Genomic DNA, 25090 nt, shown 5'->3' on the forward strand with positions numbered 1-25090 from the left:
TTGCCCAGTGGTTCTTCTCCTCGGTGCGGGGCGGGCGCGGTGGCGCGCCGCCCACGAAATACGGGTGGCCCCCGGGGTGCCGCTCCGGCTCACACCCGCTTGACGAATTCTCGCCGAGCGGGGCGCTCTCGGTTGCCTGCGCCGCGCTGGGGACAGTCGTTGTACTACCCAGAGTACGCGCAGGGATCCCCCTCGGTTCCCGGGACCGTGCGCCGTCCGTGGAGCCGACCAGCGCCCGCCAGGCGTCGCGGCGGGCCTGGCGCACGGTTTCCCGGGCGGTCGCGAGGGCCGCGCGGGCGGCCCGGCCGGCCTCGGCGGCGGCGCGCCGGGCCGGGGCCCACACGGAGTCCCGTACGAAGTGGCCGAGGGGGGTGCACACGGTGCGGTACGCCCAGGAGACCGGTGCGCCGATCAGCTGCCACGCGAGCCAGGCGAGGGCCCGGCCGACGGCCCGGGAGACGTACCCGGCGATCCGCCAGGCGACTTCGAACGCGGCGGCGATCTCGCGGCCGACCGGGGTGAGGATCCGGCGGTACGTCCAGGCGATGGGCGCGACGAGCAGCGTCATCACCAGCCAGGCGACCGCGAGGCCGAGACCCCGTCCGGTGGCCGCGATCCCCCGCCAGAGCTGTGCCAGGACCCAGGCGGTGCCCTGCCAGAGCGTGCCCAGGACCCAGGCCGTGCCCTGCCACAGCCTGCTCAGGACCCAGGCCGTGCCGAGGCCGATCGGCGTGAGCACGTTGGCGTACAGCCACACCACCGGGACGACCAGGCCGTAACGGACCACCGGGACGATCGCGTACCGCCACAGGAACTCCAGCGGCACGATCAGCAGCACGGTGAGCAGCCACCCGATGCCGTTGCCGAGGCCGTGGAGCGCCGGGAGGAGCAGGGCGGTGCCGATCCACCGCAGACCGTGGCCGAGCGGGGTGAGGACGGATCCGTACAGCCATACCGCCGGGGCCGCGATGCCGTAGCGGGCGACGGGGACGATCACGTACCGCCACAGGCCGATCCAGGGCCAGACCAGCAGGGCGACGGCCAGCCAGGCGGCGGCCTTGCCGAGCGGGGCGAGGACCCAGGTGTACAGCCAGGTCAGCGGGGTCAGGACGAGCGTGTCGAGGAGCCACACGACGGCCCGGCCCAGCGGGCGGAGCAGGACACGGTCGACGGCGTGCCAGAGCGCGGTGAGCGCGTCCCAGACCATGCGGACGGGCAGGACGAGCACCAGGATGACGATCCGGACCGGGATCCTGATCAGGGTCGTCAGGATGCCCTCGCCGGGCTCGTATCCCTGGGGCGCCTGGTGCTTGCCGTAGTCCATGTCGTCAAGGACGCGTCAGGCCCGGTCCGGGGTTGCCGGACCGGGCCTGTGGTGTGTCACGGAGCTGCTACTTGTTGACCACGCTGAGCGGCAGGAGCTTCTTGCCGGTCGGGCCGATCTGGATGTCCAGGTCGAGCTGCGGGCAGACGCCGCAGTCGAAGCAGGGGGTCCAGCGGCAGTCCTCGACCTCGGTCTCGTCGAGCGCGTCCTGCCAGTCCTCCCAGAGCCAGTCCTTGTCCAGGCCGGAGTCGAGGTGGTCCCAGGGCAGGACCTCCTCGTAGGTGCGCTCGCGGGTGGTGTACCAGTCGACGTCGACGCCGAACTCGGGCAGCGTCTTCTCGGCGCAGTTCATCCAGAGGTCGTAGCTGAAGTGCTCGCGCCAGCCGTCGAAGCGGCCGCCGGACTCGTAGACCGCGCGGATGACGGAGCCGACACGGCGGTCGCCGCGCGAGAGCAGGCCCTCGACGATGCCGGGCTTGCCGTCGTGGTAGCGGAAGCCGATGGAGCGGCCGTACTTCTTGTCGCCGCGGATCTTGTCCCGGAGCTTCTTCAGCCGGGCGTCGGTGTCCTCGGCGCTGAGCTGCGGGGCCCACTGGAAGGGGGTGTGCGGCTTGGGCACGAACCCGCCGATGGAGACGGTGCAGCGGATGTCGTTCTGGCCGGAGACCTCGCGGCCCTTGGCGATGACGTTGACCGCCATGTCGCCGATCTGCAGGACGTCCTCGTCGGTCTCGGTGGGCAGGCCGCACATGAAGTACAGCTTCACCTGACGCCAGCCGTTGCCGTAGGCGGTGGCGACCGTGCGGATCAGGTCCTCCTCCGAGACCATCTTGTTGATGACCTTGCGCATGCGCTCGGAGCCGCCCTCGGGGGCGAAGGTGAGACCGGAGCGACGGCCGTTGCGGGTCAGCTCGTTGGCCAGGTCCACGTTGAACGCGTCGACGCGGGTGGAGGGCAGCGAGAGGCCGATCTTGTCGTCGGTGTAGCGGTCGGCGAGGCCCTTGGCGATGTCGCCGATCTCGCTGTGGTCGGCGGAGGAGAGCGAGAGCAGGCCGACCTCCTCGAAGCCGGTGGCCTTGAGGCCCTTCTCGACCATCTCGCCGATGCCGGTGATGCTTCGCTCCCGCACGGGGCGCGTGATCATGCCGGCCTGGCAGAAACGGCAGCCGCGGGTGCAGCCGCGGAAGATCTCCACCGACATCCGCTCGTGCACGGTCTCCGCGAGCGGGACGAGGGGCTGCTTGGGGTAGGGCCACTCGTCGAGGTCCATCACCGTGTGCTTGGAGACCCGCCACGGCACGCCGGACCGGTTGGGCACGACCCGGCCGATGCGGCCGTCGGGGAGGTACTCGACGTCGTAGAAGCGCGGGACGTAGACGCCGCCGGTCTTCGAGAGCCGGAAGAGCACCTCGTCGCGGCCGCCGGGGCGGCCCTCGGCCTTCCAGGCGCGGATGATCTCGGTGATCTCCAGGACGGCCTGCTCGCCGTCGCCGACGACCGCGCAGTCGATGAAGTCCGCGATCGGCTCGGGGTTGAACGCGGCGTGGCCGCCCGCGAGGACGATCGGGTGGTCCACCGTGCGGTCCTTGGACTCCAGCGGGATGCCCGCGAGGTCCAGGGCGGTGAGCATGTTGGTGTAGCCCAGCTCGGTGGAGAAGCTCAGCCCGAAGACGTCGAACGCGCCGACGGGGCGGTGGCTGTCCACGGTGAACTGGGGCACGTTGTGCTCGCGCATCAGCTCTTCGAGGTCCGGCCAGACGCTGTACGTGCGCTCGGCGAGGACGCCCTCGCGCTCGTTCAGTACCTCGTAGAGGATCATGACGCCCTGGTTGGGGAGCCCGACCTCGTAGGCGTCGGGGTACATCAGGGTCCAGCGGACGTCACAGCTGTCCCAGTCCTTGACGGTGGAGTTCAGCTCACCGCCGACGTACTGGATGGGCTTCTGCACATGCGGGAGCAGAGCTTCGAGCTGTGGGAAGACCGATGCGGCAGACATCTCGCGAACCTTCGTGAGCCGGCAGGGGTGACCATCCAGCGTACCCCGCGTCTCAGTGCTTCAGATCCGCCCGCAGCCCGGGGTCCGACGCGCGGGCCCAGACCTCGGGCAGCTCGCGCTCCCGGGCCTCGGCGGCGGCCTCCTCCTGCCCGTACAGAAGTCCCCAGGTGAACGCGGTCTCGCCCGCCGCGTGCGACTGGATCGCGAGGGTGCGCAGGGCCTCGCGGGCGACGACGCTGTCCTGGTGGTCGCCGAGGACGGTCTGCACGGCCTTCACCCTCTTGGCGAACCGCTTGGCGGGCCTGCCGAGCGCGGGCCGGGCCGACTCGCCCGCGTACCGGGCGCGCTTGGCGGCCTTGCGGGCCTCGTGCATCGCGGTGTCGCGCTCGGGGCCCGGCGGGTGCTCCAGGGCATGGTCCATGCGGCGCGCGAGCTTCTCGTAGTCCCCCAGCACCGCCCGGGGCAGGGCCTTCTCCGGTGCCCGGCGGGCGGCGGGGCGCAGCGGCGGGTCGGCGCTCAGCGCGTCGAGGGCGTCCAGGAGGTCCAGATACCGCTTCCCGTCGAGTACGTCGATGATCCTGCGGCGCGATCCGGTGCGGCGGGCGGCCGACCAGGCGCGGAGGCGGCCGCGCACCGGGCCGAGGGCCAGGGTGGCGGGCAGCGCCTCGACGCGGGCGCCGAGGCGTTCGTCCAGGACCTCCTGGTCGCGGTCGAGGCCCAGTTCGGCGGCGAGCCACTTGAGCTCGGCGCCGAGCGGGTCGGTGACCGCGCGGTCCAGGAGCTTGCGGTGGGTCTTGAAGGTGCTGCGCAGCCGGCGGGTGGCGACGCGCATCTTGTGCACGGAGTCGGGAAGGCCGCGGCGGACAGCGGGGTCGAGGTCGACGATCGTGCGGATCTGCTTGCGTACGTAGGCGAGGACGTGGTCGCCCGCGGTGTGCGGCGCGTTCTTCCTCGGCTTACTCCCGTCCCGTACGGGTGTCGTCTCCGCCAGCGCCCGGGCGAGCTTGGACGCGGAGTGCGCGGGGCGGATCCCGGCCTTGCGCAGCCGCTTCTCGACGGCGTCCAGGACGGCGGGGTCGCCGTCGTCGGCCAGCTCGACCTCGATCTCGGTCCAGGCGGCCGTGGTGCCGCTCCCCTCCCCCGCGAGCCGCTCGGCGCGCACCCGGTCGACGCTGACCTCGGCGAGGAGGGCGCCGTCGGCGGCGGTGAGGTGGTGGACGTCGCGGGCGGAGCGCAGCCGGACGACGGGGGCGAGCTCCGCGTGGCGGACGCGGGAGCGGAGCAGGGCGGCCAGCGGGCGCGGCAGGGTGTCGGCGAGGGGTTCGTGGAGCTCGTCCCGGATGCCGGTGGCGACGGGGAACTTCAGGTGCCAGCCCTCGTCGGCCCCGCCGATCCTGCGGCGGAGCGTGAGGGCGTCGGCGGCGAGGCGGAGGTCCGCGGTGTCGTAGTAGACGGCGTCCAGCTCGGTCAGGCCGCGGTGGACGCTCCGGTCGACCCCGGCCGCCCGGGTCAGGTCGGGCAGCCGGGTGTCGTCGGTGGCTTCGTACTTCCGCTCGATCTCGCGTTTGGTGTCCGCCATGTACGGACACCTACCCGCGAGCGTCCGGGTTCAGGCGGACATGGGCCGTTGCACCCGGATCGACTGGAGCAGTCCGATCGCCACCCAGACGGCGAACATCGAGGATCCTCCGTAGGAGACGAAGGGCAGCGGCAGTCCGGCGACCGGCATGATGCCGAGCGTCATGCCGATGTTCTCGAAGGCCTGGAAGGCGAACCAGGCGATGATCCCGGCGGCGACGACCGTGCCGTACAGCTCGGTGGTCTCGCGGGCGATCCGGCAGGCGCGCCACAGGACGACGCCCAGGAGCAGGATGATCAGGCCCGCGCCGAGGAAGCCCAGCTCCTCACCGGCGACGGTGAAGACGAAGTCGGTCTGCTGCTCGGGCACGAACTGACCGGTGGTCTGGGTGCCTTCGAAGAGTCCGGTGCCGGTGAGTCCGCCGGAGCCGATCGCGATACGGGCCTGGTTGGTGTTGTAGCCGACGCCCGCCGGGTCGAGCGCGGGGTTGGCGAAGGCGGCGAAGCGGGCGATCTGGTAGTCGTCGAGCAGACCGAGCTGCCAGATGGCGACGGCCCCGCCCGCGCCCGCGCCGATGAGGCCGAAGACCCAGCGGTTGGAGGCGCCGGAGGCCAGCAGGACGCCGAGGACGATGACGGCCATGACCATCACCGAGCCGAGGTCCGGCATGAGCATCACGATGGCCATCGGGACGGCCGCGAGGCCGAGCGCCTTGGCGACGGTGCGGTGGTCGGGGTGGGCCTGGTCGCCCGCGTCGACGCGGGCCGCCAGCAGCATCGCCATCACCAGGATGATGGTGATCTTGGTGAACTCGGAGGGCTGGATCGAGAAGCCGGCCGGCAGCTTGATCCAGGCGTGGGCGCCGTTGACCGTGGTGCCGAGCGGGGTGAGGACCGCCAGGACCAGCAGCACCGAGATGCCGTAGAGGACCGGGACGGCCCCGCGCAGGGTGCGGTGGCCGAGCCAGATCGTGCCGATCATCAGGGCGAGGCCGATGCCGGTGTTGAGGGCGTGCCTCAGGAGGAAGAAGTACGGGTCGCCCTGGGTGAGGTGGTCGCGGTTGCGGGTCGCGGACCACACGAGCAGCGAGCCGAGGGCCGAGAGCGCCAGCGCGGCCCCGAGCAGCGGCCAGTCCAGCCGCCGTACGAGGGAGTCGCGGGCGGTCAGCTTGGCCCAGGAGCCCTCGTCGGGGGCGTACCGGGAGACGGAGAATCCACCTGCCATTACGGCTGCCTCCCCGTCGACGCCGGTGACCCGGTGAGTCCGGGCTGGCCACCGGGCTGCAGCGGCAGCTGGGGTTCCTGTCCCCCGGGCTGCTCCTCGGGCGTGACCGGATTGGGGTCGTACGGCTTGACCTTCGGCGCGTAGATCGAGCCGTCGGGCTGGATCTTCGGCAGCGCCTTCTGGGGCTTCGGCAGCAAGGCCCTCTTCTTGTCCTGGTTGCCCTCGGCGTCGAGGCCGTAGAGCGCGTCGTAGATCTTGCGGACCGCGGGCCCGGCGGCGCCGGAGCCGGTGCCGCCCTGGGAGATCGTCATGACGATCGTGTAGTCGTCGGTGTAGGTCGCGAACCACGCGGTGGTCTGCTTGCCGTACACCTGGGCGGTACCGGTCTTGGCGCGCATCGGGATCTTGTCCTGCGGCCAGCCGCCGAACCGCCAGGCGGCGGTGCCGCCGGGCTCGACCACCGAGCGGAGCCCCTTGTCGAGGTCCTTGATGGTCTGGGCGTTGACCGGCAGCTTGCCGCTGGCCTTGGGCTTGATCTCCTGGACGGTCTTGCCGTCGGGGCTGATCACGGCCTTGCCGACGGTGGGCTCGTGGAGGGTGCCGCCGTTGCTGATGGCGGCGTAGGCGGTGGCCATCTGGATGGGGGTGACGAGGACGTCACCCTGGCCGATCGCGTAGTTGATGCTGTCGTAGGCCTTGAGCTGGTTGCCTTCGAGGCAGCTCTCGTACGCGATCTGCTGGACGTAGGTGCCGCCCTTCTTGCCCTCCTTGCACCAGGCGTCCTTGTTCGCCTTCCAGAAGTCCTGCTTCCACTGGCGGTCCGGGATGCGGCCCTTGACCTCGTTGGGCAGGTCGATGCCGGTCTCGGCGCCGAGCCCGAAGTCACGGGCGGTCGTGTAGAACCAGTTCTTGGCGTCCTTCTTGGGCTTTATGCCGCCGTCCTTCACCCACTCCTCGTGGCCGAGGCGGTAGAAGACGGTGTTGCAGGAGTACTTGAGCGCGTCGCCGAGGGTGATGGGGCCGTGGCCCTGGGACTCGAAGTTCGCGAACGTCTGGTTGCCCAGGCTGTAGGAGCTGCTGCACTCGTAGCGGTCGTTGAAGGCGTGGCCGCCGCGTACGGCCGCGCTCGCCGAGACCACCTTGAAGATCGAGCCGGCCGGCGCCTGGCCCTGGATGCCCCGGTTGAGCAGCGGGTAGTTGGACTTCTTGCTGGTGAGCTTGGCGTACTCCTTGCCGGAGATGCCGCCGACCCAGGCGTTGGGGTCGTAGTCGGGCTGGGAGGCCATCGACACGACGCGGCCGGTCTTCGACTCCATGACGACGACGGCGCCGGAGTCGGCCTCGTACTTCCGGCCGGTGATCTTGTCGGTCTCCTGGCGGACGGTCTTCATCGCCTGGGCGAGCTCGTACTCGGCGACCGCCTGAACGCGCGCGTCGAGGCTGGTGACCAGGGTGGAGCCGGACACCGCCGGGTCGTTCTCGGCCTCGCCCATGACGCGGCCGAGGTTGTCGACCTCGTAGCGGGTGACGCCCGCCTTGCCGCGCAGCTCCTTGTCGTACGTGCGCTCAAGACCCGATCGGCCGACCTGGTCGGAGCGCAGATAGGGCGACGGGCCGTCCAGCGCCTGCTGGATCTCGTCGTCGGTGACGGGCGAGAGGTAGCCGAGGACCTGTGCGGTCTTCGCCTTGCCGGGCGCGGTGTAGCGGCGTACGGCGGTGGGTTCGGCGGTGATGCCGGGGAAGTCCTCGGCACGCTCGCGGATCTGGAGGGCCTGCTGGGTGGTGGCCTCGTCGGTGACCGGGATCGGCTGGTAGGGCGATCCGTTCCAGCAGGGCTGGGGGGTCTTGGAGTCGCAGAGGCGGACCTTGTCACGGACGTCCTGGACCTTCATGTCCAGCACGTCGGCGAGCCGGGTGAGGACGCCGACGCCGTCGTCCTTCATCTTCAGCAGCTCGGTGCGGCTGGCGGAGACGACGAGGCGGGTCTCGTTGTCGGCGAGCGGTACGCCGCGGGCGTCGAGGATCGAGCCGCGCACGGCGGGCTGGACGACCTGCTGCACCCCGTTGCCCGCGGCCTCGGCGGTGTACTCGTCGCCGTTGCGGATCTGGAGGTACCAGAGGCGGCCGCCGAGGGTGAGCAGCAGCGAGAAGACGAGGACCTGGATGACGATGAGCCGGATCTGGACCCGCTGGGTCCGCCCGGTCTCGGGAATGTTGCTCACGCGGTTCCCCCGGCGTCCTCTGTCGCGTACGGCTTCACAGTCGCTTGACCCCCTTGATCCTGCCCGCGCGGGCGGCGCGGTTGCGGGCGGCCTTGACGCGCAGGCCGCCGCGCTGGTTGCCGATCCGCAGCCCGGTGCCCGAGGAGAGCCAGCCGGCGGCGACGTCGCTGCCACCGGAGGAGGCCTCGGCGATCGGGTCGTTCTCGGTACGTCTGGCCAGCGCCATGATGAGCGGCACGGTGAACGGCGCCAGCAGCAGGTCGTAGATCGCGGCCGTGAACAGCAGGCTGCCCAGGCCCACATGGCGGGCGGCGGTGTCGCCGACGAGCGCGCCGACGCCCGCGTACAGCAGGGTCGAGCCGATCGCGGCGGCGACGACCACGGCCATCGGGGCGAACGCCGACTTCAGCTGCCCGTTCTCCGGCCGGGCCAGGCCCGCGAGGTAGCCGATGACGCAGAGCACCAGGGCGTAGCGCCCGGCGGCGTGGTCGGCGGGCGGGGCGAGGTCCGCGAGGAGGCCGGCGCCGAAGCCGATGAGGGAGCCGCTGACGGGCCCGTACACGAAGGCGAGTCCGAGGACGGTGAGGAGCAGCAGGTCCGGGACGGCGCCGGGGAGCTGGAGGCGGGCGAGGACGGAGACCTGGATGACCAGGGCGACGACGACCAGGGCGGTGGAGAGCAGAGTCCGGTTGATGCGCATGGGGATCAGCTCTACTCCTGGTCGTTGGCCGCGTTGTCGGGTTGGGCGTTGCCCTGCTGGTCGCCTGCCGCGTCACCGGCGGCGTCGCCGCCCGGTTGCTCGTTGATGTTGCCGACGACCTTGCCGGAGCCGTCCACCAGATCGCCGTTGGGCTGGACGGTGACGGTGACCGTGGGGGTCGGCTTCGGCTTCGCCTTGGCGGGCCGCTTGGGCAGGACCGTGTCGCGCGGGTCCTCGCGGGGGGCCTGGACGACGACGCCGACGATGTCGAGCTTGGTGAACCCGACGTACGGCTTCACGTAGACGGTCCGGGTCAGTTCGCCGCCGGAGGGGTCGACGCGGACGACCTCGCCGACCGGGACGCCGGGCACGAAGGGCTTGTCCTTGCTGGAGCCGAAGGTGACGAGCCGGTCGCCGGCCTTCACCTTGGCCTTGCCGTTGAGGAACTGCACCGACAGCGGGCGCGAGCCCTGGCCGGTGGCGAAGCCGAGCTCGTCGGTCTTCTCCATCCGGGTGCCGACGGTGAAGTCGGGGTCGTTGGCGAGCAGGACCGTCGCGGTGCTGGGCCCGACGGTGGTGACCCGCCCGACCAGCCCCTCCCCGTTGAGGACGGTCATGTCGCGGCGGATGCCGTCGTCGGCACCGGCGTCGATGGTGACCGTCCAGGAGAAGCCCTGGGCCGCTCCTATGGCGATGACCTCGGCGCCCTTGATGCCGTACTGTCCGGCGCCCGCGTTCTTCAGCATGGCGTCGAGCTGGCGGACCCGGCTGTTGGTGCGGTCGTCGCTGCCGAGCTTGGCCTTCAGCGCGGCGTTCTCCTGCTCCAGGGTGGAGATCCGGTCGTGCCGGTTGCCGGAGTCCCGGACGGCCCCTATGGCGTTGCCCACCGGGTCGACCGCTGCCGCTACGCCGTTCTCGACCGGCCCGAAGACGGTGGCCGCGGCCTGCCGCGCGCCGTCGACCGGTGACTCCTCGCCGCCTCGGATATCGACCGTGATCAGGGCGAATGCGATGGCGATCAAGAGCACCAGGAGCAGCCGGCTCTCTCGTGTGTCCCTCACGTGCGGCGGCCGTGCCTTCCTCGTCGGAATGTTCGTGCCTGTGTAGGTGTCGCTGTCCGTACACCGATACGTCTGTCGTCAGGTATCGATACGTGTACAGCAACGATCTATATCAACGATCCGGCGGGCGGAGCCGCAGCGTCCGCGGTCCGCGCGCCGGATCGGGTGATGCTCTGCCCGCCCTTAGCGGCGGGGCTGGGCGTCCAGCACCTGCTGGAGCGCCTCGAACTCCTCGACGCACTTGCCGGAGCCGAGCGCCACCGAGTCCAGCGGGTCCTCGGCGATGTGGATCGGCATGCCCGTCTCGTGGCGCAGCCGCTCGTCCAGACCGCGCAGCAGCGCGCCGCCGCCGGTGAGGACGATGCCGCGGTCCATGACGTCGCCGGACAGCTCGGGCGGGCACTTGTCGAGCGTCGTCTTCACGGCGTCGACGATCGCGTTGACCGGTTCCTCGATGGCCTTGCGGACCTCGGCGGCCGAGATGACGACCGTCTTGGGCAGCCCGGAGACCAGGTCGCGGCCACGGATCTCGGTGTGCTCGTCCTTCTCCAGGTCGAACGCCGAACCGATGGTGATCTTGATCTGTTCGGCGGTCCGCTCACCGAGGAGGAGCGAGTACTCCTTCTTGATGTGCTGGATGATCGCGTTGTCCAGCTCGTCACCGGCGGTGCGGATCGACTGGGCGGTGACGATTCCGCCGAGCGAGATCACCGCGACCTCGGTGGTGCCGCCGCCGATGTCGACCACCATGTTCCCGGTGGCCTCGTGGACCGGGAGGCCGGAGCCGATGGCGGCGGCCATGGGCTCCTCGATGATGTGCACCTGGCGCGCGCCGGCCTGCGTCGATGCCTCGATGACGGCGCGGCGCTCGACCCCGGTGATACCGGAGGGCACGCAGACGACGACCCGGGGGCGGGCGAGATAGCGACGCTTGTGGATCTTGAGGATGAAGTAGCGGAGCATCCGCTCGGTGATCTCGAAGTCGGCGATCACGCCGTCCTTCAGCGGTCGCACGGCAACGATGTTGCCCGGCGTGCGCCCGATCATCTTCTTGGCCTCGGAGCCGACCGCCAGAATTCCGCCGGTGTTGGTGTTGATGGCCACGACGGACGGCTCGTTCAGGACGATGCCGCGCCCCCTGACGTACACCAGCGTGTTGGCAGTCCCGAGGTCGATAGCCATGTCACGGCCGATGAACGACATTGAGTTCCCCTTGTTCCCCATGAGGATGCGTCGGGCCTTCCCAGGTAGCGAAGATGGCTTGTTCTGGTAGGCGAGGTTGGCGCTGCGGGCGTGGAAGCTTCCATCGTAGTGCCGTATGCACGGACACAGCGCGAGGGTCCTTCGCCATTGTGAGCGGAACGGGTGGCCGTTCTACCCATGGTGACGTTACGTCGGAGGGATGCGTTCCCGCGATCCCAAACCCTATGCCGAGGGGCGACCGAATTACTTCGGTCGCCCCTCGCGTACAGCGCTGTTTGGCCGATCGGGTCAGGAAAGTCCCGGAAAGAAAAGCTTCAGTTCTCGCTCTGCGGACTCCTCGGAGTCCGAGGCGTGGATGAGGTTCTCGCGGGTGATCGTGCCGAAGTCACCACGGATCGACCCGGGCGCGGCGGCGATCGGGTCGGTGGGGCCGGCCAGGGTGCGGATGCCCTCGATGACCCGCTCGCCTTCGGCCACCAGGGCGACGACGGGACCGGAGGCCATGAACTCCATGAGCGGCTCGTAGAACGGGCGGCCCTTGTGCTCGCCGTAGTGCTGCTCCAGCGTCTCGTGGTCCAGGGTGCGCAGCTCCAGCGCGGTGATCCGCCACTCGGCCTTGCGCTCGATGCGGCCGACGATCTCGCCGATCAGGCCACGGCGGACCGCGTCGGGCTTGAGCAGGACGAGAGTGCGCTGAGTCATGTACGGCTCCTTGCAAGGCCAGGCATACGGGTGCGGTGAGGGCGAGATTACAGGGGTACGGAGACGGGTCTGCGCCCGGGTTCACCCAGGGTCACCTTCGGGCCCCGGATTTCCGGGGTCCGAAGGCGGGCCGCGCGTGTCGGGCGGACCCCGGCGTGATCCGGCCGGGAGGCTCCGGGCCTCAGGCCGCGGCCTCGCCGGCTTCCTGCCGGGCGGCCCAGTCGGCCTTGGCCTCGTCGATCTTGCGGCCGTAGTGGATCGAGGCCCACCACAGTCCGCCGAAGGCGAGGCCCAGGATGAACATCATCGGGACCACGAACCCGCTGAGGACCAGCGCGACCTGGAGCGCCCAGCCCAGCTGGACGCCGCCGGGCCGGGTGATCATTCCGCACAGCAGCACGGACAGGGCCATGCCGATGCCGCACACCGTCCAGACCAGGGCCATGGAGGCGTCGTCCAGCTTCATCGCGACGAGACCGGCGAAGCCGATCACGAAGAACTCGCCGATCAGCGTCGAGGCGCAGAGCGTCCGCATGTCTCAGCCCCTTCCCAGCAGCAGCCGGGCTTCGCCGACCGTGATCACGGACCCGGTCACCAGCACCCCGGCGCCCGCGTACTCGTCGTCCTCCTCGGCCAGCGTGATCGCCGCCTCCAGCGCGTCGTCGAGCCGCGGCTCGACCTGCACCCGGTCGTCGCCGAAGACCTCGACGGCGATGGCGGCCAGCTCGTCCGCGTCCATCGCGCGCGGGGTGGAGTTCTGCGTGACGACGATCTCGGCGAAGATCGGCTCGAAGGCTTCCAGGAGCCCGCGCACATCCTTGTCGCCGCTGGTGCCGACCACGCCGATCAGCCGGGAGAAGCTGAACGCCTCGGAGATGCCGTCGGAGGCCGCCTTGGCGCCGGCCGGGTTGTGCGCGGCGTCCAGCACGACGGTCGGGCTGGAGCGCACGACCTCCAGCCGGCCCGGCGAGAGCACCGAGGCGAACGCCTTGCGGATCGCGTCGATGTCGAGGGAGCGGGCCTGCTCGGCGCCGATGCCGAAGAACGCCTCGACCGCGGAGAGCGCGACGGCGGCGTTGTGCGCCTGGTGGGCGCCGTACAGCGGGAGGAAGATGTCCTCGTACTCGCCGCCGAGTCCGCGCAGCGTCAGCAGCTGTCCGCCGACCGCGATCTCGCGCGAGGTGACGCCGAACTCCATGCCCTCGCGGGCCACGGTGGCGTCCACCTCGACGGCCTTCTTCAGCATCACCTGTGCGGCGTCCACCGGCTGCTGCGCCAGGATGACCGTGGCGCCCGGCTTGATGACGCCGGCCTTCTCCCCGGCGATCTCGGCCGGCGTGGTGCCGAGCCGGTCGGTGTGGTCCAGCGAGATCGGGGTGACGACGGCGACCGTGGAGTCGATGACGTTGGTGGCGTCCCAGGTGCCGCCCATGCCGACCTCGACGACCGCCACATCGACGGGCGCGTCGGCGAAGGCCGCGTACGCCATGCCGGTGAGGACCTCGAAGAAGGAGAGCCGGTAGGGCTGCTGGGCGTCGACCATCTCGACGTACGGCTTGATGTCCTCGTACGTCTCGATGAACCGCTCGGGCGCGATCGGCGAGCCGTCGAGGCTGATCCGCTCGGTGATCGACTGGACGTGCGGGGAGGTGTAGCGGCCGGTGCGCAGCTCGAAGGCGTTGAGCAGGGCCTCGATCATGCGGGCCGTGCTGGTCTTGCCGTTGGTGCCGGTGATGTGGATGGAGGGGTAGGCGCGCTGCGGTTCGCCGAGGACGTCCATGAGCGCGGCGATCCGGGTGACGGACGGCTCCAGCTTGGTCTCGCCCCAGCGTCCGGCGAGCTCCTGCTCCACCGCGCGCAGTGCCTTGTCGGTCTCGGGATCGGCCGGGCGGGCCGGAACCGCTTCGCCCTGCGGGTGGCCCGAGTGGGTGCGCAGTGTGCGGCTCCCGGCCTCGATCACCGCCAGGTCGGGGTCGCGCTGGGTCGCCTCGTCGACGATCTCCTCGAAGGTGTCGTCGGGATCGGACGCGTCGTGCCGGTCTGAAGGGCGGGGCTCACTCACGGGCCCCAGTCTACGGATGGGCACCGACAACGCACGCAGCGCCCGGCGAACGGTCCGGAAGACGTACGGGGAAGCCCCCGCATCCCCGGTCGGTCGGGGGTACGGGGGCTTCGTCCAGCAGCGAATCAGGTCTGCGGGAGGCCCGCCAGCTGGGCGCCGATCCGCTCGATGTCGGCATCGGCCTTGGCGAGCCGGCCGCGGATCTTGTCGACCACGTTGTCCGGGGCCTTGGCCAGGAAGGCCTCGTTGCCGAGCTTGCCGGTGGCCTGGGCCTTCTCCTTCTGCGCGGCCTCCAGGTCCTTCGTGAGGCGCTTGCGCTCAGCCGCCACGTCGATCGTGCCGGAGAGGTCCAGGGCGACGGTGGCCCCGGCGACCGGGAGGGACGCGGTGGCCTGGAAGCCGTCCCCGGCGGGCTGGAGCCGCAGGAGCTGGCGGATGGCCGCCTCGTGCGGGGCGAGCTCCGTGCCGGTCAGGGTCAGCTCGGCCGGGACCTTCTGGCCGGGCTGGAGACCCTGGTCGTTGCGGAAGCGGCGGACCTCGGTGACGACCTGCTGGACCAGCTCGATCTCCTTCTCGGCCGCGTCGTCGCGGAAGCCGGAGTCGCCCGGCCACTCGGCGATGACGATCGACTCGCGCCCGGTGAGCGCGGTCCACAGCGCCTCCGTGACGAACGGGACGATCGGGTGCAGCAGCCGGAGCATCACGTCCAGGACCTCGCCGAGGACCCGGCCCGAGACCTCGGCCGGGCGGCCGCCCGCGAAGAACGTGGTCTTGGACAGCTCGACGTACCAGTCGAAGACCTCGTCCCACGCGAAGTGGCGCAGCGACTCACTGATCTTGGCGAACTGGAAGTCGTCGTAGAACGCGTCGACCTCGGCGACCGTCTTGTTCAGACGGGACAGGATCCAGCGGTCGGTGACCGACATCTCCTCGACCGGGGGCAGTTCGCCCTCGATCGTCGCGCCGTTCATCAGGGCGAAGCGGGTGGCGTTCCAGATCTTGTTGGAGAACTTCGCCGAACCCTGGACCCATTCCTCGCCGATCGGGACGTCGGTGCCGGGGTTGGCGCCGCGCGCGAGGGTGAAGCGCAGGGCGTCGGAGCCGTACTTGTCCATCCAGTCCAGCGGGTTGACGACGTTGCCGAAGGACTTCGACATCTTCTTGCCGTGCTCGTCGCGGACCATGCCGTGCAGGACGATGGTGGAGAACGGCGGGACGCCGTCGTTGACGTACAGGCCGAACATCATCATCCGGGCGACCCAGAAGAAGAGGATGTCGTAGCCGGTGACCAGGACGGAGTTCGGATAGAACTTCGCGAGGCTGTCGGTCCGTTCGGGCCAGCCGAGGGTGGAGAACGGCCACAGGCCGGAGGAGAACCAGGTGTCCAGGACATCGCTGTCCTGGGTCCAGCCCTCGCCGGTGGGCGCCTCGTCGTCCGGTCCGACGCAGACGACCTCGCCGTTCGGGCCGTACCAGACGGGGATGCGGTGGCCCCACCAGAGCTGGCGCGAGATCGTCCAGTCGTGGAGGTTGTCGACCCAGTCGAAGTAGCGCTTCTCCATCTCCTGCGGGTGGATCTTGACGCTGCCGTCGCGAACCGCGTCACCGGCGGCCTTGGCGAGCGGGGCGACCTTGACCCACCACTGGAGGGAGAGGCGCGGCTCGATGGTGGTCTTGCAGCGCGAGCAGTGCCCGACGGAGTGGACGTAGGGCCGCTTCTCGGCGACGATCCGGCCCTCGGCACGGAGGGCGGCGACGATGGCGGAGCGGGCCTCCAGCCGGTCCAGGCCCTGGAAGGGGCCGGGGACGGTGATGACGGCGCGCTCGTCCAGGACCGTGAGGAACGGCAGGTCGTGGCGCTTGCCGATCTCGAAGTCGTTCGGGTCGTGGGCGGGGGTCACCTTGACCGCGCCGGTGCCGAACTCCGGGTCGACGTGGTGGTCGGCGACGACGGGGATGGTGCGGTCGGTGAGCGGCAGGCTGATCCGCTTGCCGACCAGGTGCTTGTAGCGTTCGTCGTCGGGGTGGACGGCGACGGCCGTGTCACCGAGCATCGTCTCGGCGCGGGTGGTGGCGACGACGATGGTCTCGTCCCCGTCCCCGTACGTCATGGAGACGAGCTCGCCCTCGTCCTCCTGGTACTCGACCTCGATGTCGGAGATCGCGGTGAGACAGCGGGGGCACCAGTTGATGATGCGCTCGGCGCGGTAGATGAGCCCGTCGTCGTACATCTGCTTGAAGACGGTCTGGACGGCCTTGGACAGGCCCTCGTCCATGGTGAAGCGCTCACGGGACCAGGCGACGCCCTCGCCGAGGCGGCGCATCTGGCCGGAGATCTGGCCGCCGGACTCGTTCTTCCACTGCCAGACGCGCTCGACGAAGGCCTCGCGGCCCAGGTCGTGGCGGGACTTGCCCTCCTTGCCGAGCTCGCGCTCGACGACGTTCTGGGTGGCGATGCCGGCGTGGTCCATGCCCGGCTGGTAGAGCGCCTCGTAGCCCTGCATCCGCTTCCGGCGGACGAGGGCGTCGATCAGGGTGTGCTCGAAGGCGTGGCCGAGGTGGAGGGATCCGGTGACGTTCGGCGGCGGGATGACGATGCTGTACGGCGGCTTGTCGCTGTGCTCGTCGGCCTCGAAGTAACCGCGCTCCACCCAGCGCTCGTACAGCTTCCCCTCTACATCGGCCGGCGCGTACTGGGTCGGCAGTTCGGGGTTGCTGGCTGGCTGCTGCGATGAGTTCTCGGTCACGGGAGACAGTTTAGGGCCGTCACAGCTCTGCACTGAAACGGATTGGTTCAGTAACGGTGTCGGGCCCGATCCCCCATGTCAGGACGGCTTCCGTCAGGATGTTCGCAACGCATAAGGAAATCTGGAGGGGACACCGCAATGAGCTACAACCAGCCGGGCCCGTACGGTGGGCAGCCGCCGCAGGGCCAGCCCGGACCGTACGGACAGCAGCCCGGGCCGTACGGCGGCCAGCCGCCGCAGGGCCCCCCGCAGGGCCAGCCCGGTTACGGTTACCCGCAGCAGGCCCCCCAGGGCGTCCCGCCGCAGCAGCCGAACCCGTACGGCCAGCCCCAGCAGCCGCCGCAGGGCTACGGCTACCCGCAGGCCCAGCAGCCGGGCCCGTACGGCCAGCAGCCGCCCACGCCCCCGTACGGCGGCCAGCCTCCGTACGGGGCCCAGCCGCAGCAGCCGAAGAAGAAGACCGGGCTGATCATCGGTGTCTCCGTGGTGGCGCTGGCGGTCATCGCGGGCGGGGTGTACTTCCTGACCTCCGGCGGCGGCAACAGCGATGTGGCGGACTCCACCAAGGGGTACAAGCTGACGCCCCCGGCCTCCGTGGAGGACTACACCAAGGACGCGTCCAAGCCCGCGCCGTCCGGCCCGGTCACCGGTGAGGACAAGGCCGAGGCCGAGGCCATGGGGGTCAAGGACGCCAACAAGGCAGGGGCCCAGTACAAGGCCGGCACCAAGGACAACCCCCTCGCCCAGAAGCTCCTCATCTTCGAGGGCGTCTGGGGTGAGGTCTCGGACCCGGCGAAGACGCTCGACAACGCCTTCTCCAAGGCCGAGAAGAACATGACGAAGGACACCAACAACAGTGGCGCCAAGGGCTCGCTGGTGGGCAGCCCCAAGGAGTTCAAGCCGGAGGGCTTCGACGGCGCCCTGATGAAGTGCCAGGACCTCAAGATGGACACCAGCCAGGGCAGCTCCGGCTCCGCCGCCAAGGGGCCGAAGGAGTTCACCATGCCGGTCTGCATCTGGGCCGACTACAGCACGGTCGGCATCGTCGCCGGTCTCGACGTCGCCTCGGCGCTGACGGAGAAGTCCGTGCCGCAGGAGGACGTGGCCGCCCTCGCCGCCAAGCTGTACAACACCTCCCGCACCAAGATCTGATCTGATCTGATCTGATCGCTCAACGCCGAAGGGGCGCCCGCCGGTTCGTCCGGTGGGCGCCCCTTCGGCGTACGCAAGTCGTCTGCGGCTACGCGGACTTCTCGTGCCGGCCGCCGTCGTTCTTGCCGATCGTGCGCGGCTCGCGCGGGACCAGCGTCGGGTTGACGTTGTTGCGGACGACGTCCGGGGTGATGACGACGCGGGCGACGTCCTTGCGGGACGGGACCTCGTACATCACGGACTGGAGGACTTCCTCCATGATCGCCCGCAGACCGCGCGCACCGGTCTGGCGCAGGATCGCCTGGTCGGCGATGGCCTCCAGCGCCTCGCGCTCGAAGTCCAGCTCCACACCGTCGAGTTCGAAGAGGCGCTGGTACTGCTTGACCAGGGCGTTGCGCGGCTCGATGAGGATCTGGAGCAGGGCCTCGCGGTCCAGGTTGTGGACCGAGGTCAGGACGGGGAGACGGCCGATGAACTCGGGGATCATCCCGAACTTCACCAGGTCCTCCGGCATGACCTCCTGGAACTGGTCGCTCGCCTGGATCTCCAGCTTGGAGCGGATCGTGGCGCCGAAGCCGATGCCCTTGGCGCCGGCCCGGGACTCGATGATCTTCTCCAGGCCGGAGAACGCGCCGCCCACGATGAACAGCACGTTCGTCGTGTCGATCTGGATGAACTCCTGGTGGGGGTGCTTGCGTCCGCCCTGCGGCGGGACGGAGGCGGTGGTGCCCTCCAGGATCTTCAGCAGGGCCTGCTGCACGCCCTCGCCGGAGACATCGCGGGTGATCGACGGGTTCTCGCTCTTGCGGGCGACCTTGTCGATCTCGTCGATGTAGATGATCCCGGTCTCGGCCTTCTTGACGTCGTAGTCGGCCGCCTGGATCAGCTTGAGCAGGATGTTCTCGACGTCCTCGCCGACATAGCCGGCCTCCGTCAGCGCCGTCGCGTCCGCGATGGCGAACGGGACGTTGAGCATGCGGGCGAGCGTCTGCGCGAGGAGCGTCTTGCCGGAACCCGTGGGGCCCAGCAGGAGGATGTTCGACTTGGCGAGCTCGATCGCGTCCTCACGACCCGCGCCGCCGCCGTTCTCCCCGGCCTGGACCCGCTTGTAGTGGTTGTACACCGCGACCGAGAGGGCCTTCTTCGCGGGCTCCTGCCCGACGACGTACCCCTCCAGGAACTCGTAGATCTCGCGAGGCTTGGGAAGCTCTTCCCAGCGCACCTCGCTCGTCTCCGCGAGCTCCTCCTCGATGATCTCGTTGCAGAGATCGATGCACTCGTCGCAGATGTACACACCGGGTCCCGCGATGAGCTTCTTCACCTGCTTCTGGCTCTTTCCGCAGAACGAGCACTTGAGCAGGTCGCCGCCATCACCGATGCGTGCCACGAGGTGCTTCCCCTTCGCCTGGGAGACGCCTGGTTCAGCGGCTCCTGGTGCCTCTATCCGACGGTACCTTGCCTGGGCCCCCGTTCGGGCCCCCCTTGGCACGGTTCACACGGCCGTGGTCGTGCGAACGGAATGTGCCAAGGGGAAAGACCGACGTCAGAGCGATGCGCCCGCGGTGGTCTTGCGGGTGGAAACGATCTGGTCGACCAGACCGTACGCGAGGGCGTCCTCGGCCGTGAGGATCTTGTCGCGCTCGATGTCCTCGCTGATCTTCTCCAGCGGGGTCGTCGAGTGGCGGGCCAGCATCTCCTCCAGCTGCGTCCGCATACGAAGGATCTCGTTGGCCGCGATCTCCAGGTCGGAGAGCTGCTCACGGCCCGTCTGCGAGGACGGCTGGTGGATGAGGACCCGGGCGTGCGGGAGCGCCATGCGCTTGCCCGGGGTGCCCGCGGCGAGCAGGACGGCGGCGGCGGAGGCCGCCTGGCCCATGCAGACCGTCTGGATGTCCGGCTTCACGAACTGCATCGTGTCGTAGATCGCGGTGAGCGCGGTGAACGAGCCGCCGGGGCTGTTGATGTAGATCGAGATGTCGCGGTCGGGGTCCATCGACTCCAGGCACAGCAGCTGCGCCATGACGTCGTTGGCCGAGGCGTCGTCGATCTGGACGCCCAGGAAGATCACGCGCTCCTCGAAGAGCTTCGCGTACGGGTCGTACTCGCGCACGCCCTGCGAGGTGCGCTCCACGAAGCGCGGGACGACGTAGCGGTTGTCCACCTGCGGGCCGGTGTAGAGGCCGCTCGCGGAGGCGCCGGTGTAGTTGTTCATGTGGGTCTTCACCATCCTGGTGGCGTTCTGGGGCTGGAGGTCTCGGCGTACGAGAGGGGCGTGCGGGAGTGGTGCCGACGGTCCGGTGCGGACCGGATCAGGCACCGGTGCCGCCGCCGCCCGGGATGCCCGACGCGAACGTGATGATCTCGTCGATGAGGCCGTACTCCTTGGCCTCCTCCGCCGTGTACCAGCGGTCGCGGTCGCCGTCACGGATGATCGTCTCGACGGTCTGGCCGGAGTGCCGGGCGGTGATCTCCGCCATCCGCGTCTTGGTGCGGAGCAGGTACTCGGCCTGGATCTTGATGTCCGAGGCCGTGCCGCCGATGCCGGCCGAACCCTGGTGCATGAGGATGTCGGTGTTCGGGAGCGCGAAGCGCTTGCCCGCGGCGCCACCGGTGAGCAGGAACTGGCCCATGGAGGCGGCCATGCCCATGCCGATGGTGACGACGTCGTTGGGGATGTACTGCATGGTGTCGTAGACCGCCATGCCGGCCGTCACCGAACCACCGGGGCTGTTGATGTAGAGGTAGATGTCCTTGTCCGGATCAGCGGCAAGGAGGAGAAGCTGTGCGGTGATCTTGTTGGCGATGTCATCGTCGACCTGCTGACCGAGGAAGATGATGCGCTCGCCGAGCAGTCGGCTGTAGACCTGGTCACCGAGGCCTCCACCGAGGGACGGCTCTCCGGCGGCGTAGGGCATCAGATTCGTCACGTATCCACCTGCTCGTCTCTGACGGCTCCGGCCGTCTCAGCGTCTTCGTACCGGGCGGGTGAAGTCACTGCCCCACCCTTCCTCTTCATGGACCCTAACGCGCAGGTGGGACAACGCCATCCCGCTTCCGCAACTGTTCGCTGGGAGCGCAAGGTCCGCAGTGGGCACAAGGGTTCCGGGGCCGTACGGCCCTACGACGACGGGCCCCGAACACAGGAAGCGTTCGGGGCCCGTCGACCGGATCAGGGCGAGGCTCAGGCCTCGTTCTTCTCCTCGGCCTTGTCGTCCGCCTTGTCCTCGGTGGCGGCCTCGGCCGTCTCCGTGGTCCCGGCGGTCTCGGCAGTGTCTTCGTCGTCTTCCAGGTCGACGACCTCACCGTTGGTGTCGACGACCTTGGCGGCCTCGACGACGACGGCGAGCGCCTTGCCGCGGGCGACCTCGCCGACGAGCATCGGCACCTGGCCACCCTCGACGACGGCCTGGGCGAACTGGTCGGGGCTCATGCCGGAGGAGGCAGCGCGCCGCATGAGGTGCTCGGTGAGCTCCTCCTGGTTGACGTTCAGCTTCTCCTTGTTGACGAGCTCGTCCAGGATGAACTGGGTCTTGATGCCCTTGATGGCCTGCTCGGAGGTCTCGTTCTCGAACTCCTCCAGGGTCTTGCCCTGGATCTCGAGGTACTTCTCCAGGTCGAGACCCATCTGGCCGAGCTGGTGGTGCTCCAGGTTGTGCTTGCGGGTCTGGACCTCGTCCGCGAGCAGCTTCTCCGGGATCGGGACCTCGGCGAGCTTCAGCAGCTCCTCCAGGACCCGCTCCTGGGCCTGGGTGGCCTGGTCGTACTGCTTGGTGGTCTCCAGGCGCTTGCGGCTGTCGGCCTTCAGCTCCTCCAGCGTGTCGAACTCGCTGGCCATCTGGGCGAAGTCGTCGTCCAGCTCGGGGAGCTCACGGGCGGCGACGGCGGTGACCTTGACGGTGACCTCCGCAGCCTTGCCCTCGGCGGAGCCGCCCTTCAGCTCGGAGGTGAAGGTGGCCTCGCCTCCGGCCTCCAGGCCGGTCACGGCCTCGTCGATGCCGTCGAGGAGCTCGCCGGAACCGATGGTGTACGAGACACCGTCGGCCACGCCGTCCTCCAGGACCTCGCCGTCGACCTTGGCCTGCAGGTCGATGGTGACGACGTCGCCGTCGGCGGCGGCGCGCTCGACCGGGTTGGTGGCGGCGAAGCGCTCACGGAGCTGCTCCACGGCCTTCTCGACCTCTTCGTCGGTGACCTCAAGGGCGTCGACGGTGACCTCGATGCCGGAGTAGTCCGGGATCTCGATCTCGGGGCGTACGTCAACCTCGGCGGTGAAGGCCAGCAGCTCGCCGTCCTTCAGCTCGGTGATGTCGACCTCGGGCTGGCCGAGGACGTTCAGCTCACCCTCGTTGACCGCCTCGGTGTAGAACTTCGGGAGGGCGTCGTTGACGGCCTCCTCCAGCACCGCACCGCGGCCGAACCGCTGGTCGATGACCCGGGCGGGGATCTTGCCCTTGCGGAAGCCCTTCACCGTGACCTGCTGGTTGATCTTCTTGTACGCCGCGTCGAGGCTGTCCTTGAGCTCCTCGAAGGGCACCTCGATGCTGAGCCGAACCCGAGTCGGGTTCAGGGTCTCCACGGCGCTCTTCACGGTTCGGTCTCCTTGGTGGCTGACTTCTTGGGGTTCTGCTGGGCCGCCGAGTGGCGGCTTCGCGGACCGAGCCCGGTACATCAGACACACGGGCACGCATTTTGCATAGTAACGGCAAGGGGGAGGACTCCCACAATGCGATCTTGCTGGTGGTCGGGGTGGCCGGATTCGAACCGACGACCTTCCGCTCCCAAAGCGGACGCGCTACCAAGCTGCGCCACACCCCGTCGGTGCGACACGTAGGGTACATGCACGGGAGCAGTGGGTCCGCCGCTTTACGAAGCGGCGTCAGGGGTCGGGTCCGGGTCCGGTCCCGCGTCGGATCCGGGTCGGGTCCGACGGCCGGCACAACGGGTGTGCGGGCACCGCCGCCGACCCGCTACGATGCTCTTCGTGCCGCGGTCCACGGACCTGCGGTGCGACGCTTGCGGGCGTAGCTCAATGGTAGAGCCCTAGTCTTCCAAACTAGCTACGCGGGTTCGATTCCCGTCGCCCGCTCCACGCAGTCGAGGGCCGGGCCGGAGGATCATCCTCCGGCCCGGCCCTCGTGCGTCGCGGGCCCCGCCCCGAACGTGGCGGCGGCGGGCCTCAGAAGCTGATCTGGTTGATGGTGTCGGCTATCGAGTTCATGAACCTGTTGATCGACGGGGCCATGCCGGTCGATGCCAGGAAGAAGCCGAAGAGCACGGCGACGATCGCGGGACCGGCCTTGATGGAGCCGCCACGGATCATTACCACCAGGATGACCGCGAACAGCAGCACCATAGACAGTGAAATAGCCACGTCTGATCACACCCTCGGTCGGTCCGCCTTGCCGGCCCGGAAGCGTGCACCACCGCGCGCCCCGTCGAGTCCATCGTGCCACCAACTCCCCCGTGGTTGCTGCCGGGTGACGGAACGAACTGATGTGATCCCGCCATCCTTCACGGGTCGGCGCCGTCGCGAGGACAACCACCGGACGGCGCCCGCACCGCACCCGTGCGCGGGCGGCGCGCGGGGTGCGCCCGGCGCTCGCGCCGTCCTCGCGCTCCCTGTGCGCCGGCTGTGAAATCCCCGCGGCCGAATATCCACCGCGGCGATCGTTTCCGCATCCCCACACTTCATTCACAGCCAATTGACGGCATGGATGCGACGTAATTCACTCCGGTCAACAGCCTGGCGATATGCCCCATTTAAGCGGGATCAAGCGTGTCATAGCGGGCGGTGTTCGACGGTTTCACATTCGAATAGAGGGGAACACGCGATATCTCCCCGCAGTTTTACGCGAGGCAATCGACCGGTCTAAGGTGCCTTAGATGTTCCAAGCTCCGAGCGTATTTCAGAGGGCCCCGCTGCCCCCGGCGACCCGGGAGTCGACCCGGGAGTCGGAGCCCAGACACGAGCAGACGCTCACCGCCACGGCGCCCCGGCCCAGCACCGGGCCCGGTGCGCCGGAGGTCGCCGCTCCGGCGTCCGCGGCGGCACGGAAGCGCGACCCCTACTTCGACAATGTGAAGTATCTGGCCATCGTTCTCGTCGCGGTGGCGCACGCCTGGGAACCCGTGATGGACGGCAGTCGCGCCACCCGGGCGCTGTACATGATCGTGTACACGTTCCACATGCCGGCCTTCATCCTCATCTCCGGCTATTTCTCGCGGTCGTTCGACATGACGCCGTCCAAGGTGAAGCGGCTGATCACCGGCGTCGCGGTGCCGTACGTGCTGTTCGAGACGGCCTATTCGCTCTTCAAGCGGTACGCGGACGATTCGCCCGACATGGCGATCAGCCTTCTCGACCCGTTCTTCCTGACCTGGTTCCTGATCGCCCTGTTCATCTGGCGGGTGACCACGCCGATCTGGCGCACGCTGCGCCATCCGCTGCCGGTGGCGCTCGCCATCGCCATGCTCGCCTCCGTCTCCCCCGACATCGGCGACGACCTCGATCTCCAGCGGGTCCTGCAGTTCCTGCCGTTCTTCGTGCTCGGTCTGCTGCTGAAGCCCGAGCACTTCCAGCTGGTCAGGCGGCGTGAGGTGCGGCTGCTTTCGGTGCCGCTGTTCGCGGGCGCGCTGCTCTTCGCGTACTGGATCGCCCCGCGCATGCAGCTCGGCTGGCTCTACCGGGCCAACAGCGCGCAGGAGATGGACGCCCCGTGGTGGTCGGGCGCGGTGATGACGCTCGCGATGTTCGGCTGCGCCTTGGCCCTGACGATCGGTTTCCTGGCCTGGGTGCCCGGCCGGGCCAGGTGGTTCACGGTGCTCGGCGCCGGAACGATCTGCGGCTATCTGCTGCACGGCTTCCTGATCAAGGGGGCCGAGTACGCGGGGCTGTTCGACCGCTACACCTGGCTCTCCGACCCGGTCGGGCTGGTCGTCGTCTCGCTCGCGGCGGCGGTGGCGGTGACCCTGATGTGCACCCCGCTGGTGGGCCGCGCCCTGAAGTGGGCCACCGAGCCGGACATGACCTGGGCGTTCCGCAAGGACCCCGCGAAGCGCTGAGACCCCGGCGGGCCGGCCGTCCACGGACCCGGCCGCCGCTCCCCTTCCCGCGCTTC

The 25090-nt window shown here is 69.4% G+C and carries 18 protein-coding genes, 2 tRNA genes and 1 pseudogene; 3 read left to right on the forward strand and 18 right to left on the reverse strand.

All coding sequences use genetic code 11. The features are described 5' to 3' along the window. Positions 1–109: 109 nt before the first annotated feature. From ACSMXR_RS10915 to ACSMXR_RS10970, 12 genes and pseudogenes are all read right to left on the reverse strand, one after another. Positions 110–1324: pseudogene (locus tag ACSMXR_RS10915) on the reverse strand (hypothetical protein); the annotation flags it as partial. A 67-nt stretch (positions 1325–1391) separates the two neighbouring features. Then, the gene (locus tag ACSMXR_RS10920) at positions 1392–3320 is read right to left on the reverse strand and encodes a TIGR03960 family B12-binding radical SAM protein (protein WP_137233048.1); all 1929 of its coding nucleotides are present in this window, start codon (positions 3318–3320) and stop codon (positions 1392–1394) included. A 52-nt stretch (positions 3321–3372) separates the two neighbouring features. Then, entirely contained in the window at positions 3373–4899 is a 1527-nt protein-coding gene (locus tag ACSMXR_RS10925) for a CYTH and CHAD domain-containing protein (RefSeq protein WP_473171744.1), read from the reverse strand. A 30-nt stretch (positions 4900–4929) separates the two neighbouring features. Further along, a complete protein-coding gene (gene rodA, locus ACSMXR_RS10930; protein ID WP_137233046.1) occupies positions 4930–6123 on the reverse strand; it encodes a rod shape-determining protein RodA in 1194 nt (397 codons plus the stop codon). After that, positions 6123–8345 (reverse strand): penicillin-binding protein 2, encoded by a 2223-nt coding sequence (gene mrdA, locus ACSMXR_RS10935; RefSeq protein WP_473171745.1) that lies wholly within the window; start codon positions 8343–8345, stop codon positions 6123–6125. Before mrdA ends, rodA begins: the two co-directional genes overlap by 1 nt. A 34-nt stretch (positions 8346–8379) precedes the next feature. Continuing rightward, entirely contained in the window at positions 8380–9045 is a 666-nt protein-coding gene (gene mreD / locus ACSMXR_RS10940) for a rod shape-determining protein MreD (RefSeq protein WP_103513157.1), read from the reverse strand. An 11-nt stretch (positions 9046–9056) separates the two neighbouring features. After that, complete coding sequence (gene mreC / locus ACSMXR_RS10945) at positions 9057–10106, reverse strand: rod shape-determining protein MreC (protein WP_218527533.1); 1050 nt, start codon at positions 10104–10106, stop codon at positions 9057–9059. A 183-nt stretch (positions 10107–10289) separates the two neighbouring features. After that, positions 10290–11309: a rod shape-determining protein gene (locus ACSMXR_RS10950; protein ID WP_007448937.1), complete on the reverse strand. Its 1020-nt coding sequence runs from the start codon at positions 11307–11309 to the stop codon at positions 10290–10292. Positions 11310–11597: 288 nt separating this feature from the next. Then, on the reverse strand, positions 11598–12011 hold the full coding sequence (ndk, locus tag ACSMXR_RS10955) for a nucleoside-diphosphate kinase (RefSeq protein ID WP_137233043.1): 414 nt from the start codon (positions 12009–12011) through the stop codon (positions 11598–11600). A 181-nt stretch (positions 12012–12192) separates the two neighbouring features. Beyond that, complete coding sequence (locus ACSMXR_RS10960; RefSeq protein WP_137233042.1) at positions 12193–12546, reverse strand: DUF4233 domain-containing protein; 354 nt, start codon at positions 12544–12546, stop codon at positions 12193–12195. Positions 12547–12549: 3 nt separating this feature from the next. Continuing rightward, positions 12550–14073 (reverse strand): bifunctional tetrahydrofolate synthase/dihydrofolate synthase, encoded by a 1524-nt coding sequence (gene folC, locus ACSMXR_RS10965; RefSeq protein ID WP_137233041.1) that lies wholly within the window; start codon positions 14071–14073, stop codon positions 12550–12552. Positions 14074–14198: 125 nt separating this feature from the next. Continuing rightward, positions 14199–16820 carry a valine--tRNA ligase gene (locus ACSMXR_RS10970; RefSeq protein ID WP_473171746.1) on the reverse strand — a complete coding sequence of 874 codons (2622 nt, stop codon included), beginning with the start codon at positions 16818–16820 and terminating at the stop codon, positions 14199–14201. A gap of 138 nt (positions 16821–16958) precedes the next feature. Between ACSMXR_RS10970 and ACSMXR_RS10975 the strand changes: the two genes are divergently transcribed. Then, positions 16959–17972 (forward strand): hypothetical protein, encoded by a 1014-nt coding sequence (locus ACSMXR_RS10975; RefSeq protein WP_473171747.1) that lies wholly within the window; start codon positions 16959–16961, stop codon positions 17970–17972. Between the two features lie 88 nt (positions 17973–18060). Here the strand turns inward: ACSMXR_RS10975 and clpX are convergent, their stop codons facing one another. From clpX to ACSMXR_RS11000, 5 genes are all read right to left on the reverse strand, one after another. Then, positions 18061–19359: an ATP-dependent Clp protease ATP-binding subunit ClpX gene (gene clpX / locus ACSMXR_RS10980; protein WP_003969179.1), complete on the reverse strand. Its 1299-nt coding sequence runs from the start codon at positions 19357–19359 to the stop codon at positions 18061–18063. A 156-nt stretch (positions 19360–19515) separates the two neighbouring features. Further along, positions 19516–20199, reverse strand: coding sequence for an ATP-dependent Clp protease proteolytic subunit (locus tag ACSMXR_RS10985; protein WP_030077756.1), 684 nt, complete (start codon positions 20197–20199; stop codon positions 19516–19518). 82 nt (positions 20200–20281) lie between these two features. Continuing rightward, complete coding sequence (locus tag ACSMXR_RS10990; RefSeq protein WP_030077754.1) at positions 20282–20887, reverse strand: ATP-dependent Clp protease proteolytic subunit; 606 nt, start codon at positions 20885–20887, stop codon at positions 20282–20284. A gap of 266 nt (positions 20888–21153) precedes the next feature. Continuing rightward, positions 21154–22560: a trigger factor gene (gene tig / locus ACSMXR_RS10995; protein WP_030077752.1), complete on the reverse strand. Its 1407-nt coding sequence runs from the start codon at positions 22558–22560 to the stop codon at positions 21154–21156. A gap of 150 nt (positions 22561–22710) precedes the next feature. Continuing rightward, a tRNA-Pro gene (locus ACSMXR_RS11000) sits at positions 22711–22787 on the reverse strand. 200 nt (positions 22788–22987) lie between these two features. Between ACSMXR_RS11000 and ACSMXR_RS11005 the strand changes: the two genes are divergently transcribed. Further along, positions 22988–23061 (forward strand) — tRNA-Gly (locus ACSMXR_RS11005). Positions 23062–23148: 87 nt separating this feature from the next. Here the strand turns inward: ACSMXR_RS11005 and ACSMXR_RS11010 are convergent. Then, entirely contained in the window at positions 23149–23343 is a 195-nt protein-coding gene (locus tag ACSMXR_RS11010; protein ID WP_026290750.1) for a hypothetical protein, read from the reverse strand. A gap of 512 nt (positions 23344–23855) precedes the next feature. On the opposite strand from ACSMXR_RS11010, the gene ACSMXR_RS11015 reads away from it, so the two are divergent. Further along, complete coding sequence (locus tag ACSMXR_RS11015; RefSeq protein WP_137233038.1) at positions 23856–25034, forward strand: acyltransferase family protein; 1179 nt, start codon at positions 23856–23858, stop codon at positions 25032–25034. Positions 25035–25090: the final 56 nt, after the last annotated feature.

The organism is Streptomyces sp. DSM 106670 (genome assembly GCF_055792845.1).